At 65.1% G+C, this 13,388-nt stretch carries 10 protein-coding genes; 1 reads left to right on the top strand and 9 read right to left on the bottom strand.

The window, feature by feature from the left end:
- Positions 1 to 4: 4 nt before the first annotated feature.
- On the top strand, positions 5 to 361 hold the full coding sequence (locus ETQ85_RS13235; protein ID WP_246128761.1) for a response regulator: 357 nt from the start codon (positions 5 to 7) through the stop codon (positions 359 to 361).
- A gap of 19 nt (positions 362 to 380) precedes the next feature.
- On the opposite strand, the gene parC is transcribed toward ETQ85_RS13235, so the two are convergent.
- The 9 genes from parC to ETQ85_RS13190 all read right to left on the bottom strand — a co-directional run bounded on the left by parC (position 381) and on the right by ETQ85_RS13190 (position 13,203).
- Entirely contained in the window at positions 381 to 2,750 is a 2,370-nt protein-coding gene (parC, locus tag ETQ85_RS13230) for a DNA topoisomerase IV subunit A (protein WP_148579544.1), read from the bottom strand.
- A gap of 193 nt (positions 2,751 to 2,943) precedes the next feature.
- Positions 2,944 to 3,990 (bottom strand): CobW family GTP-binding protein, encoded by a 1,047-nt coding sequence (locus ETQ85_RS13225; protein WP_148579543.1) that lies wholly within the window; start codon positions 3,988 to 3,990, stop codon positions 2,944 to 2,946.
- Positions 3,991 to 4,039: 49 nt separating this feature from the next.
- Entirely contained in the window at positions 4,040 to 5,773 is a 1,734-nt protein-coding gene (locus ETQ85_RS13220) for a TIGR03768 family metallophosphoesterase (protein ID WP_148579542.1), read from the bottom strand.
- Between the two features lie 199 nt (positions 5,774 to 5,972).
- Entirely contained in the window at positions 5,973 to 6,689 is a 717-nt protein-coding gene (locus ETQ85_RS13215; protein WP_222862157.1) for an SDR family NAD(P)-dependent oxidoreductase, read from the bottom strand.
- A 102-nt stretch (positions 6,690 to 6,791) separates the two neighbouring features.
- A complete protein-coding gene (locus ETQ85_RS13210) occupies positions 6,792 to 6,974 on the bottom strand; it encodes a YbdD/YjiX family protein (RefSeq protein ID WP_425473127.1) in 183 nt (60 codons plus the stop codon).
- 31 nt (positions 6,975 to 7,005) lie between these two features.
- Positions 7,006 to 9,066: a carbon starvation CstA family protein gene (locus tag ETQ85_RS13205; protein ID WP_148579540.1), complete on the bottom strand. Its 2,061-nt coding sequence runs from the start codon at positions 9,064 to 9,066 to the stop codon at positions 7,006 to 7,008.
- Positions 9,067 to 9,322: 256 nt separating this feature from the next.
- Positions 9,323 to 11,284, bottom strand: a complete 1,962-nt coding sequence (gene parE / locus ETQ85_RS13200) for a DNA topoisomerase IV subunit B (RefSeq protein ID WP_148579539.1) — start codon at positions 11,282 to 11,284, stop codon at positions 9,323 to 9,325.
- Positions 11,285 to 11,359: 75 nt separating this feature from the next.
- Positions 11,360 to 11,836: a DUF302 domain-containing protein gene (locus tag ETQ85_RS13195; protein WP_148579538.1), complete on the bottom strand. Its 477-nt coding sequence runs from the start codon at positions 11,834 to 11,836 to the stop codon at positions 11,360 to 11,362.
- A gap of 134 nt (positions 11,837 to 11,970) precedes the next feature.
- Positions 11,971 to 13,203 (bottom strand): porin, encoded by a 1,233-nt coding sequence (locus ETQ85_RS13190; RefSeq protein WP_148579537.1) that lies wholly within the window; start codon positions 13,201 to 13,203, stop codon positions 11,971 to 11,973.
- Positions 13,204 to 13,388: the final 185 nt, after the last annotated feature.

Genomic DNA, 13,388 nt, shown 5'->3' with positions numbered 1-13,388 from the left:
GCCCATGAAAGTCCTGGTTGTTGACGATCAGAAAGTCAATCGGACGCTGCCTCGCGTGCTGCTGCAACAGGCGGGCTGCGAGGTTTTCGAGGCCGACTGCGGTGAGGCAGCGCTGGCATTTCTCAAGGGCCAGAGGGTGGATGCGGTGCTGCTGGACATCAGCATGCCGGGTATCAGCGGCACCGATGTGTGCCGTCTGCTGCGCCAGGATGCCGCTTGCGCCGGCCTGTTCGTCGTGGCCTACACGGCTCACGCCCTGGTCAGCGAGCGACACGACATTCTTGCGGCGGGCTTCGATGAATTACTCATCAAGCCCATCAACCGGCAGCGTTTGCTTTCTGTGCTCAAGCTGCCGGTCTAGGCTGGCTCCCGAAGCGGGGTCAGTGGCTGCGCAGGCCATTGGACTGGGAGCGTCCGGGTGCCGGCTTGCCCTTGCGGGCACGCTTGCCGAGCCAGGCTTCCCAGTCGCGGGCGGCCAGGTTGAACTCCACCGCCTTGCCGCCGCGGGTGCTCGCCAGCAGCGTGACGGAATCGCCGGCCACGCAGGCGGCGGCGAGTTCTTCGCCGGCATCCAGCCCGATGATGATCACGCCCTTGCCGCCACCCGACAGTTCCTTCATCTGGTCGAGGGTGAAGATGAGCAGGCGGCCAGTGGACGACAGGGCTACCAGATGCTGGTTTTCTCCTTGCGCGTAGAGCACCGGAGCGAGCAGCCTGCTGCCCCCTTCGAGGTTGATGAACTGCTTGCCAGCACGCTTGGTGGCGGTCATGTCGCCCAGGCGGCACAGGAAACCGTAGCCGTCTGCGGTGGCGAGCAGCACCCGGTTGTCGGCGTGACCGGCGAGCACGTGGGCGATCTTGCTGCCGCTGGGCAGTTCCACCAGCGAGGCTAGTGGCGCGCCGTTGCCGCGCCCGTCCGGTAGCCCGGACACCGCCACGGTAAGGGCCCGGCCACCGTCGGTGATGGCGATCAGTGAGTCGACGCTGCGGCATTCAAAGGCCGCCGCCAGATGGTCGCCATCCTTGAAAGCCACATTGGCCAGATCCAGGCCATGGCCGTTGCGGCAGCGCACCCAGCCCTTTTCGGAGACGATGACGGTGACGGCTTCATCCACCACGGTCTGGGTGATGCCGGCGCGGGCGGCTTCTTCCACCACGGTGCGCCGCTCGTCGCCGAACTTGGCGGCGTCGGCGCGGATTTCCTTGATGACCAGCTTCTTCAGCTTGCCTTCGTCGGCGAGCAGGGCTTCGAGTTCGGACTTCTCGCCGCGCAGCTCGGCCAGTTCGCGCTCGATCTTGATGCCTTCGAGGCGGGCCAGCTGGCGCAGGCGGATTTCCAGGATGTCCTCGGCCTGGCGGTCACTGAGCGCAAAACGCGCGATGAGGGCCGGCTTGGGCTCGTCCGAATTGCGAATGATGCGGATCACCTCGTCGATGTTCAGGAAGACGATGTGCCGGCCTTCGAGGATGTGGATGCGGTCGTTTACCTGGCCGAGACGGTGGGAGGTACGCCGGCGCACGGTGGCGAGACGGAAGCGGCCCCACTCGTGGAGGATCTCGGCGAGGTTCTTCTGACCGGGGCGGCCGTCGAGGCCGATCATCACCAGGTTGATCGACGAGGAAGTTTCGAGACTGGTGTGGCTGAGCAGCAGGTTGGCGAACTCGGCGACGTCCTGGTTACGGCTCTTCGGCTCGAAAACCAGGCGCACCGTGGCGTCCTTGCCGGATTCATCGCGTACCCGGTCGAGGGCGCCGAGCATCAGGGCCTTGAGCTGGGCCTGGTCGGGGTCGATGGATTTCTTGCCGGTTTTGGGCTGCGGGTTGGTGAGGGTCTCGATCTCGAAGAGGATCTTTTGGGCCGACACGCCGGGCGGCAGCTCGGTGATGACCAGTTGCCACTGGCCGCGGGCCAGGTCTTCGATGATCCAGCGGGCACGCAGCTTGAGACTGCCACGGCCGGTTTCGTAGGCGGCGCGGATGTCGCCGGCCGGAGAGATCAGCTGGCCACCGCCCGGGTAGTCCGGGCCCTTGATGTGGCCCAGCAGGTCGGCGACGCTGGCGTGCGGATTCTCGATGGCGTGAATGGCCGCGCTGGCCACTTCGCGCAGGTTGTGCGAGGGGATTTCGGTGGCCATGCCGACGGCGATGCCGGAGGCGCCATTGAGCAGCACGAAGGGCAGGCGGGCCGGCAGCAGTTGCGGTTCTTCAAAGGCGCCGTCGTAGTTGGGGCGAAAGTCCACCGTGCCCCGGTCTATCTCGGAGAGCAGCAGTTCGGCAATGCCGGTCAGGCGGCATTCGGTGTAGCGCATGGCGGCGGCCGAGTCGCCGTCGCGGGAGCCGAAGTTGCCCTGGCCGTCCACCAGCGGGTAGCGCAGGGAGAAGTCCTGGGCGACGCGCACCATGGCGTCGTAGACGCTGGAGTCGCCGTGGGGGTGGTATTTACCGATCACGTCGCCGACCACCCGGGCCGACTTGACGTGCTTGGAGGTGGGCGACAGGCGCATCTCGCTCATGGCGTAGAGGATGCGGCGCTGCACCGGCTTCATGCCGTCCTCGACCTGTGGCAGAGCGCGGGCCTTGACCACGCTCATGGCGTAGGCCAGGTAGGCGCGTTCGGCGTAGAGGTCGAGGGGCAGGGCGTCGTCGGTGCCTGTCAGGGGCAGGGCGGGCGGCGGCGGTGCCGGTGGCTGGCTGGCTGATCCAGCGGCCTCCGGCGGAAGGGAGTCGAAAAGATCCGGGGTCTGGTTCATGGCGTGATGCTGCGACTTTCAGCGGCTGAGTGCCGCTCGGTACGGGCGCCCGGGCGGGCGCGACAAAGGCCGCAAAAATACCACAGGCGCTGGGCTTTCCCTGCGCGAGGGGTGTGCGCGGCGCAGTTTTTTCGCTGCCTGCCCAGGCCAGGCGAGGCCTGGGTGGCGTGGCGTCCGCTGACGGGCGCCGGTTTCAGCGGCAGGCGAGGCGGAAGGCGGCGGAAATCGCGTCGTGATCGAGGCGGCGGCCAATGATGACGATGGTGGCTTCCCGGGCTTCGCCGGCCTCCCAGGGGCGGCCGTAGTCGAAGCCGGTGATGCGATGCACGCCCTGAAAAACCATGCGCTGTGCGTGGCCGCGCACGGCGAGGATGCCCTTGTAGCGCAGCATGTCATTGCCGCTGGTGAGGAGCAGTTCTTCGACGAAGCTGCCCATCAGGCCCACGTCCACGTCGCCCGGGTGCTGCAGGACCAGCGAGGCGATGTCGTCATCGTGGCGCACGAAGCCCCTGGCCGGCGCGCCGCCACCGCGGCTCAGGCCGCTGGGGGCGTTCTGGGTGAGGAACGCTGGGCTGCGTTCGAGGATGTCGCTGAGCACGAAGGCATCAAGGGTGAACAGCGCGCCGAGCTGCCCGGCCTCGGCGGGAATCTGCATCACCGGCACGCGCACGTTGATGCGGCGCAGACGGGCTGCGAGGGCTTCCAGCTGGGCGGCGTCGACGAGTTCGGTCTTGGTGATGAGGACTCGGTCGGCAAAGCCGATCTGGGCGGCGGCGACCCGGTTTTCGTCGAGTTGGCGGCTGGCGTGGACGGCGTCCACGACGGTCAGGATGCCGTCCAGTTCGTAGCGCTCGCGCACGCCCTCATCGACAAAGAAGGCCTGGGCCACCGGCGCCGGATCGGCGAGGCCGGTGGTTTCCAGCACCAGATGGTCGAAGTCGAGTTCGCCGCGGTCCCGGCGGTCGGCCAGATCGGTGAGGGCGTCGCTGAGTTCGCCGCGCACACTGCAGCAGATGCAGCCATTGGTGAGTTCGACAACCTCCACGGCCGGCGAGCCGGCGATCAGGCCGCCGTCGATGCCGACAGCGCCGAATTCGTTCTCGAGCACGGCGACCTTTTTTGCCGGTGTGGTGGCCAGGTAGCGGTTGAGGAGGGTCGTCTTGCCCGCTCCGAGGAAGCCGGTGAGGATGGTGGCGCGGATCGGCGGGCGCGGGATGGCGAGGGGGTTGGCGCTGGACATGATGCAAACGGGAGTCGGAAAACGGCTCGAAGTTTGGCACAGAAACCGCTCAAAGCCCGGCGATGATGGCCTGCATTCGGGGTGTCAGTTGTTGTACCAGTTCGGCGTTGTAGGCCTGGGAGCCGGTATCGGCCCGGACGCTGTCATTGGCGGCGAAGATCCGCGCGGCGCCAACGGCATAGGCCCTCGATTTGGCGGCAGGCGATCCCGGTGAAACCGCCGGGTCGACGTTGGTCACCATGATCGACACGGTGTTGTCGGCGTTGCGGTGTATTTCGAATGTCCGGAACTGCTGGGGAAAGTCCCGCAGCGATGCTGTCTCGACCTCCCAGAAGTTTTTTTCGGGCTGGTCTGCGGGATCGGCCCCGTTGTACTGCTGGGGCGTCACGACGTTCACGTGCCGATGTCCGGAGATCCACAGGATGAGATTCGGATAGGTGTGAAGAATGGCCAGCAATTGCAGGTCTGTGACCACGCTGGGGCTGGTGAACAACTTGTAGTTGCCGGCTGCGGGGTCGAAGGTCTTCTGGGGGTAGAGCGGGATGTGCGCCGCAATGATCATCAGTTTGTCCCGGTCCTGGCCGTCCTGCAGTTCAGCCTTGAGCCAGTCGAGGCGGGTCTGGTCGAGGCAGGCCCGGGCGTACTCGGTCTGGTCGGCGCCCTTCATGGTGTTGTCGAGGGCGATGACCTTGATCGGCATGTTCGCTTTCGGCTCGAAGCTGTAGCACGCAAAATCGGCGTCGAGGTTGGACTGTTTGAAGCCGTGACCGGGGGGATTCGAGGTGGTTTCAAAGAACTCGCGCATCCAGTTCAGGGTGGATGACGTGCTGGTCGCCAGCGAGCGGCGGGCCGGGTCGGCGACGACTGTCGGCGGGGTGGAGAAGGCTCCCTGCGGGCCCGAGCCGATGACAAATCCGTAAGGGTTGGCGCCGTCGACCACGCCCATGTAGTAGCCGGATCCATTGACCCCGCCGCTTGAAGGATCCGGGCTGTTTGACATGTTGAGGATGGCGCTGCCCACATGGGCGCTCCAGGTCTTGGCATTCTCGTAGGCCGAACCCATCCAGAACTGGTCGTGGTTGCCGACTACCTGATACCAGGGGATGGCGGGGTCGAGCCCGGCGGCCTGGAAGGGCTTCTGGTAATCGATGTGGTCGGCGCCGATATGCGCGCCGGAACTTGGCGCGATGCGCTTGCCGTCGAGTACGTCGATGAACCAGCGCAGTTCGTTGTACTGGCTGTTGTTGGTGTCGTCGCCGAGGGATATTCCGAAATCGATGGGCGACTTTTTGTGCAGCGCATTGACCGTCTGTATGGCCGCATCAAGGACCTGGGTGGTCGACAGAATCACCGGAGAGTAGGCCGATCCGCAGGAGCCGGGTGCCCCGTAGCGGGCACTCCAGCCAATGTAAAGCGGCTGGGCCGGAGACTCCTTGTCGGCGATGTGAATGTCGGTGATGGCGAAGAAGGACAGCAGGCGTGCCACTTTGGGCGCGCCGCTGTAGCCGGGCGCCAGATCGGTGCGCTTCACGTGGGCGAGACCGGGGCCGGTTTGCCAGGCGCTGTAGCCGTATTGGGAATAAGGCAGATCGGGCGGGTCGATGAGTGGTGTGTCGGCCGGGAGCCCTTGCGGGTGGATTTGCTGTTCGGCCGTGGTGAATACGTCACGGGTGATTGGCCAGGCGACGGTTTGCGGCGTACTGCCGTCACCGCCACAGGCGGTCAGTTGTAGCCCCGGCAAGGCCACCACGGAATACTTCAGGAATTCGCGACGGGTCAGCATGACAACAGCTCCATGAATGAAATGGGAGTGGCAGGCTGTCGGCGGGAGTCTTCGTGCAGAAGTCTTGCCAGGCAGATGCCGATGGCTTCTGAACGGCGAGCCTTGTGGGGACTTGAGGCTTTCTGGAGGGCGCAGTGCGCCAGATGACCAAAGCTTGTGCTGGATCAAGGTTTGCGGCGTCGACGCCTCATCCCGGCTCTCACCAGGGAATGCTGTTGCCCAGATGATCGACGAAGTGTGCCCGGCCATTCGGTGGCAGGCGGTCGATGACGTGGAGCAGGCGTCGGGCGGATTCTTCAGGAGCCAAACCTTCGTCGCCGACAAAAGGCTGGCTCAGCCGGGAGCGTACGGTGCCCGGCTGCAAGGCGGCGATGACGGCCAGTGGGCGGCGCCGTGCGATTTCGACGGCGGCCGTTTGCAGCAGCATGTTGAGGGCGGCCTTGGAGGCGCGGTAGCCGTACCAGCCACCCTTGTGGTTGTCTTCGATGCTGCCGACGCGGGCCGACATCTTGGCCCAGATCACGTGTTCATTTTTGGCGAGCAGTGGAAGCAGGTGCTTCATCGCCAGCATGGGGCCCAGCGCATTGATTTGCATGGCGCGCAGCAAGTTGTCGGCGTCCAGGTCTTCAAGACGTTTCTCGGGCCCGCGGCCGTCGATGGTGAGCGCACCGGTGGCATCCAGCACCAGATGCAGGGGCGCGTGTTCACGCAGATGTGCTGCGCAGTGCGCCAGGCTGGATTCGTCCTCGAGCACGAGGGCGGGATCGCTGCCGCGTGACAGTCCAATCGCTCGGGCGCAGCGCGGGTCGGCCTGGAGGTGGTGCAGGCAGGCCTTGCCGAGGGCGCCGCTGGCACCGAGTACGACAGCGGTGTAGCCGTCGCGCAGGCTGCTCATGGAAAGTGGGTTGTCGGTCACGGTTTGCGATCAGGAAAATATTTCTGCCGATGGTAGCAGGGGCGAGAAAAAGCCCGCAGGCGTTGGGCACCTGCGGGCTTTTGTTGTGACGCAGAGCTGGTTTCAGCAGCAGCGTCCGGGGCGTCCGTCGGCGCTGCCGTAGCGGGCCTCCTGGCGTTCCCGGAAGAAGGCCTCGTAGCTCATCACCGGCTGATCCGGGTGGGTGAGGTGCATGTGCTGCACGTAGGTGTCGTAGTCGGGCATGCCCACCATCAGGCGGGCCGCCTGGCCAAGATACTTGCCCATGCGGGCGAGATCCGAGAACACTGTGCGCCTCTCAGTTGGCGGCCGGCATCGGCGCGAAGGGGGTTTCGACGGTGCTCGCCTTGCTGTTGCGCAGGGCGCGGAGGCAGGCCGGAACCGCGTACGCCAGAATGCTCAGCACCAGCAGGATGAAGAGGCCGGACAGCGCCGCATCCACGTAGTTGTTGGTGATGATCTGGTGCATCTGGTCGATGGACTTGGCCGGGGCCAGCACTTCACCCTTGTCGAGGGCCGTCTGGTACTTGTTGGCGTTGGCCAGGAAGCCGATCTTCGGGTTCTCGTGGAACATCTTCTGCCAGCCGGCGGTGAGGGTGCAGGCGAGCAGCCACAGGGTTGGCACGACGGTTACCCAGGCAAAGCGCTGGCGCTTCATCTTGAAGAGCACCACGGTCGCCAGGGTCAGGGCCACGCCGGCGAGCATCTGGTTGGCGATGCCGAAGAGTGGCCACAGGGTGTTGATGCCACCCAGGGGGTCGATCACGCCCTGATACAGGAAGTAGCCCCAGGCGGCGACGCACAGGGCGGTGGCGACGAGGCTGGCGAAGATCGAATCCATCTTGCGCATCGACGGCACGAAGGTGCCCATCAGATCCTGCAACATGAAGCGTCCGGCGCGGGTGCCGGCGTCGACAGCGGTGAGGATGAACAGGGCTTCGAAGAGAATCGCGAAGTGGTACCAGAAGGCCATCATGGCCTTGCCGCCGAGGGCGCTGGAGAGGATGTGGGCCATGCCGACAGCCAGCGTCGGGGCGCCGCCGGCGCGGGAGATGATGGTCTTTTCACCCACGTCCTGGGCGGTTTGCAGGAGCATTTCCGGCGTGACCACGAAGCCCCACTGGGAAATCGCCAGGGCGGCGCTTTCGGCAGTTTTGCCGATGGCGGCGGCCGGGCTGTTCATCGCGAAGTAGACGCCCGGCTCGATCACCGAGGCGGCGACCAGCGCCATCATGGCCACGAAGGACTCCATGAGCATGCCGCCGTAGCCGATGAAGCGCGCGTTCTTCTCGTTGTCGAGGAGCTTGGGTGTGGTGCCGGAGGAGATCAGCGCATGGAAGCCGGAGACGGCGCCGCAGGCGATGGTGATGAACAGGAAGGGGAACAGGCTGCCGGACCACACCGGGCCGCTGCCGTCGATGAACTTGGTGAAGGCTGGCATCTGCAGGTTGGGGGCCACGACGGCGATGCCGATGGCCAGGCCGACGATGGTGCCGATCTTGAGGAAGGTGGACAGGTAGTCGCGCGGCGCCAGCAGCAGCCACACCGGCAGCACGGACGCAATGAAGCCGTAGCCGATCAGGATCCAGGTGAGTTGCTTGCCGTCGAAAGTGAACAACGGGCCCCAGGTTTCGCTGGCGGCAATGTCACCGCCGAAGACGATCGCGGCCATCAGCAGCACGAAGCCGATCAGCGACATTTCGCCGATGCGCCCCGGGCGGATGTAGCGGCTGTACACGCCCATGAAGAGCGCGATGGGAATGGTGGCGGCAACGGTGAACATGCCCCACGGGGATTCGGCCAGGGCCTTCACGACGATCAGCGACAGCACCGCCAGGATGATGACCATGATCATGAAAGTGCCGAACAAGGCGATGACGCCCGGCACGGGGCCGAGTTCAGTCTTGACCAGGTCGCCCAGTGAACGGCCGTCGCGGCGGGTGGAGATGAACAGGATCATGAAGTCCTGCACCGCGCCGGCAAAGACCACGCCAGCGAGAATCCACAGCATGCCCGGCAGGTAGCCCATCTGGGCGGCGAGCACCGGGCCGACCAGCGGGCCGGCACCGGCAATGGCGGCAAAGTGGTGGCCGAACAGCACGTACTTGTCGGTCGGAACGTAGTCGAGGCCGTCGTTGTGGCGGACGGCCGGGGTCATGCGCTTGGGGTCGAGCTCCATCACCTGATCGGCGATGAACAGGCTGTAGTAGCGATAGGCGATGAGATAGGTACACACCGCGGCGATGACCAGCCACAGGGCGTTGATGCTCTCTCCGCGGTTGAGGGCGACGGTGCCGAAAGCGGCTGCGCCCAGGAGGGCAATGGCGCCCCATCCCAGGTGACGCTTGATGGAAGTCATGGTTTTCCTCGTTGTTTTTGTCGGGACGCACGGGTAGCCGGACCCGACCAACGAGGAAGATGAAGAAACAGTTCGGCGCGAACCTTACGCTACGGGAGCTGCACTGGATCTACCGCCGCAGGGTCGGGGGACGACCCGCTTGCGGCCCGAGATTGTTTGCTGCTGCTGTTCTCCGGGCCGCGCGGCAATTTTTCTCCATACTCTGGCGTACGGTCAATCAGGGTTTTACACATTGCCGCCGCGGTTTTGCGCGAGATCAAACGTCGGCATCCACCGAGTCGCCCTTTTCTTCCATCCAGGCCCGCCGGCCGGCCGCTTCGCCCTTGCCCATCAGCATGGTGAAGACGCGCAGGGTTTCCTTGAAGGCGTCGGCACGCACGTGAATCGGCAGCACCCGGCGGGTCGCCGGGTCCATGGTGGTTTCGCGCAGCTGGTCGGGGTTCATTTCGCCGAGGCCCTTGAAGCGGCCGACTTCGACGTGCTCGGGCTTGACGCCTTCGTGGGCCAGGCGGTCGCGCAGGCTCGTCAGTTCCTGGTCATCCAGCGCATAGAGGCGGCGCGGCGGGCGCTTTTTGCCCATCGCCGGCACGTCGATGCGGTACAGCGGCGGCTGGGCGACGTAGATGTGGCCGTGCTCGATGAGCTTGGGGAAGTGGCGGAAGAACAGGGTGAGCAGCAGGGTCTGGATGTGGGAGCCGTCCACGTCCGCGTCCGACATGATGATGACCTTGCCGTAGCGCAGCTCGGAGAGGTCGGGGGTCGAATCCGGCGTGTGGGCATCGACGCCCAGTGCCACCGCGATGTCGTGGATTTCGGCGTTGGCGAAGAGGCGCTCGCGGTCGACTTCCCAGGCGTTCTGGACCTTGCCGCGCAGCGGCAGGATGGCCTGGGTGTCCTTGTCGCGGGCCATCTTGGCGCTGCCGCCGGCGGAGTCGCCCTCGACCAGGAAGAGTTCGTTGCGGGTGATGTCTTCGGATTCGCAATCGGAGAGCTTGCCGGGCAGCACGGCCACGCCGGAGGACTTGCGCTTCTCGACCTTCTGGGCGGCGCGGGCGCGGGCCTGGGCGGCCTTGATGGCCAGTTCAGCGAGCTTCTTGCCGTAGTCGACGTGCTCGTTGAGCCACAGCTCGAAGGGGTCGCGAACCATGCGCGAAACCAGCTGCACCGCGTCGCGACTGTTCAGGCGCTCTTTGGTCTGGCCCTGGAAGCTGGGGTCGAGGACCCGTGCCGAAAGCAGGAAGGAGGCGCGGCCGAAGGCGTCGTCGGCGGTGAGCTTGACGCCCTTGGGGAGCAGTGCGTGGTGGTCGATGAAGTTCTTGATGGCCGTGAAGATGCCGTCGCGCAGGCCGGCTTCGTGGGTGCCGCCAGCCGGGGTGGGGATCAGGTTCACGTAGGATTCGCGCACCGGCGAGCCTTCGAGGGTCCATGCTACGGCCCACGAGGCGCCTTCGCCGGCGGCGAAAGTGTCGTCGCCCTTGGGGGCGAATTTCTCGCCGGCAAACAGCGGAATCAGCGGCTCGTCGTGCAGGGCTTCGGACAGGTAGCCGCGCATGCCGTCGTCGAAGCGCCAGGTGCGGGGCTCGCTGCCTTCGATGGTCAGGCTTACCTCCAGGCCGGGCATCAGCACGGCCTTGGAGCGCAGCAGGCGTTCGAGTTCGGCGCGGGGCAGGTCGGGGGCGTCGAAGTACTTGGCGTCAGGCCAGGCGCGCACGGTGGTGCCGCTGGCCTTCTTGGGGGCGTCGCCGATGCGCACGAGGGGCTCGATCACGTCGCCGCCGGAAAACACCAGGCGGTGCCGCGCGCCGTCGCGCACCACGTCCACTTCGAGGCGGTGGGACAGGGCGTTGGTGACCGACACGCCAACCCCGTGCAGACCGCCGGAAAAGCGGTAGGCGGAGTCTTCATCAGTCTTGTTGAACTTGCCGCCGGCGTGCAGGCGGGTGAACACCACCTCGACCGTCGACACGCCTTCCACCGGGTGGATCTCCACCGGAATGCCGCGGCCGTCGTCCGATACGCTGATCGAGCCGTCGAGATGCAGGGTCACGCCGATTTTCTTGCAGTAGCCGGCCATCGCCTCGTCGGCGGCGTTGTCGATGACTTCCTGGATGACGTGGAGCGGATGCTCGGTGCGGGTGTACATCCCCGGTCTTTGTTTGACCGGCTCGAGGCCCTTGAGAACGGTGATGGAATCGGCGTTATAGGTTTTTTGCGACATTCTGAAGGCGGAAGCGGGGTCGGGTTTTGAAGCGGTGCGGACTATACCGCGCTCATCGCCGGTCGGCGAGGGGGCTTAGCGGCCCAGGCCGCTGCGGCCTGCGTTGTCGGCTACCTGGCGGGCGATGCGTTCGAGGAGTTCGTTGGCGGCGCGGGCACCGGGGCTGTCGCCGATCGCCGTGCGCCAGCTCAGGCGAACCGTGCCGGCTTCGTCGGGAAGGGTGTAGATGGCCATCGACAGCGGGCACTGGGCGATGTTGAGCGGATTCTCGCGGGCCAGTTGCCAGGCAATGCGGGCGCTGCAGAAATGGAGTACTTCAGCGTCAGCGTAAGCCGGGCTGCTCTGCTCGAGGGCCGGGCCGGTACGCCGGAGCATGTCGCCAAACTGGCTGGGCGGGGAAGGCACCAGGCCTTCGGTCTCGATGGCATCCACCAGCGCTTCGCGGGCGTCGGCGTAGCGGCTGGGCTGGAGCGTCAACTGGCGAATCTCGTCGGCGCAGGCAGGGCCGGGGCTGGCGATGAGCGCGAAGAGGAGCGCGGCGAGGCGCAGCATGAAGGACTCCGGAGGGACGATGACAGGGCGGACGATACACCACCCGTTCGCAGATAAAAAAATGGCGCCCCGAAGGGCGCCAGAAGGAGGGAGAAACACGGTAGCAAGCAATTTCGCCCGGAGGCGAAACCCGCTTAGAAGAACATGATTGCGCCGGCGGACAGGGTGCGGTTCTTGATTTCGGTGTCGCTGGCGCTGATGTCGATCTTTTCCTGGTTCAGTTCGCCGACCAGGGTCACGAACTTGTTCAGGCTGTGATAGACGCCGAGGGTGTAGGCCTTGTTCTTGCGCTCGTTGCCGGCGCCAAGGATGCCGTCGGTGTCCTTGTTCTGGCCGAAGTTGATGCCGAACTTGGTCTTGTCCAGCTTGTAGGTGCCCTGCAGGAAGTAGCCCTTGGAGTCGGTCTTGTTGCCGAGGCCGTCGCTGCCGCCGAAGAACTGGGCGCCAACGGTGGAGAGGCCCAGGCCCTTGCCGGTGAAGGTGTAGGCAACGGCTTCAAAGTTGTTCATGCCGGCCTTGGCGCCCAGCTCGAAACCGGTGGCGGTGAAGGACTTGGCCGGATTGGCGCCGACGCCGTCACAGGTGGAGCCCGACGAACAGCTGGTGCTCTGGGTGACGAGGCCGCCCCACACCTTGCCCGGTGCTGCGCCCTTCCAGTCATAGTCGACCTTGGCCTGGAAGCCCGGGGTCTTGGTCTGGTCGCCAGCGAAGGAGCTCGGCTGGAAGATGCCGGCTGCGGCTTGCAGGCCGTTGTAGTTCGGGGTGGTGTAGGTGATCTGGGCCTGGAAGCCGGTGTACATGTAACCGTGGGCGATCATGCCGAAGGTGGTGTTGAACGGGATGCCCGCGTTCGAGGTGCCACCGACGCCCAGCAGGGTCATGTCGGAAAGAATGATGTTCTGGCCGAACAGGCCGATGTCGCGACCGAACTTGATGGTGCCCCAGTCGTTGTTGCCGAACTGGAAGTAAACCTGGCGTACGTCGATCTGGCTGTAGGGGCTGGATTTGCCCGGGATGCCACCGGCGCCGGTGCCGACCGTGGAAGGCAGGCCGATGACGCTGGAGGAGTCGTTGATGCCCGGTGCAAAGCTGAAGTGAGCCTTGATGTCCTGGTCGCCCTGCTTGGTGGTGACCACGAAGTTGATCCAGCCCGGCAGCAGGCCGTTGGTCAGTTCGCTGTTCTGAGTCTTGGACGTCTGGGTGCCGGCAACCGAGGTCTTGGACTCGCGGTTCACATAGAAACCGTTGATGGTGCCGTTGATGTCGACGGTCACGTCATTCTGGGTGAAGCTCACGGCCTGGGCGCCGCCGGCAGCAGCAGCCAGGCAGGTGAGGGCAACGGCTTGGGCAAGAAGGCTCTTCTTCATAACGATTGTCTCCGGAATATTGTCGTTGATATCACCACCGAAGCGCGGGCTATCCAGCACCGCTACTTCGTTCCTCCCTTGGTCGTATTTCCTTGTGAAACACGCCGTTGCGGAGCGACATTCCTTCTGCGAGGGCTGTGCCAGTCCGTGCCAAATCTCCTCAAAAAACGCCTCATGTAAAAACA

The organism is Zoogloea oleivorans, from assembly GCF_008107625.1.
Classification (GTDB): domain Bacteria; phylum Pseudomonadota; class Gammaproteobacteria; order Burkholderiales; family Rhodocyclaceae; genus Zoogloea; species Zoogloea oleivorans.
This window is presented reverse-complemented; position numbering and strand designations above follow the sequence as displayed.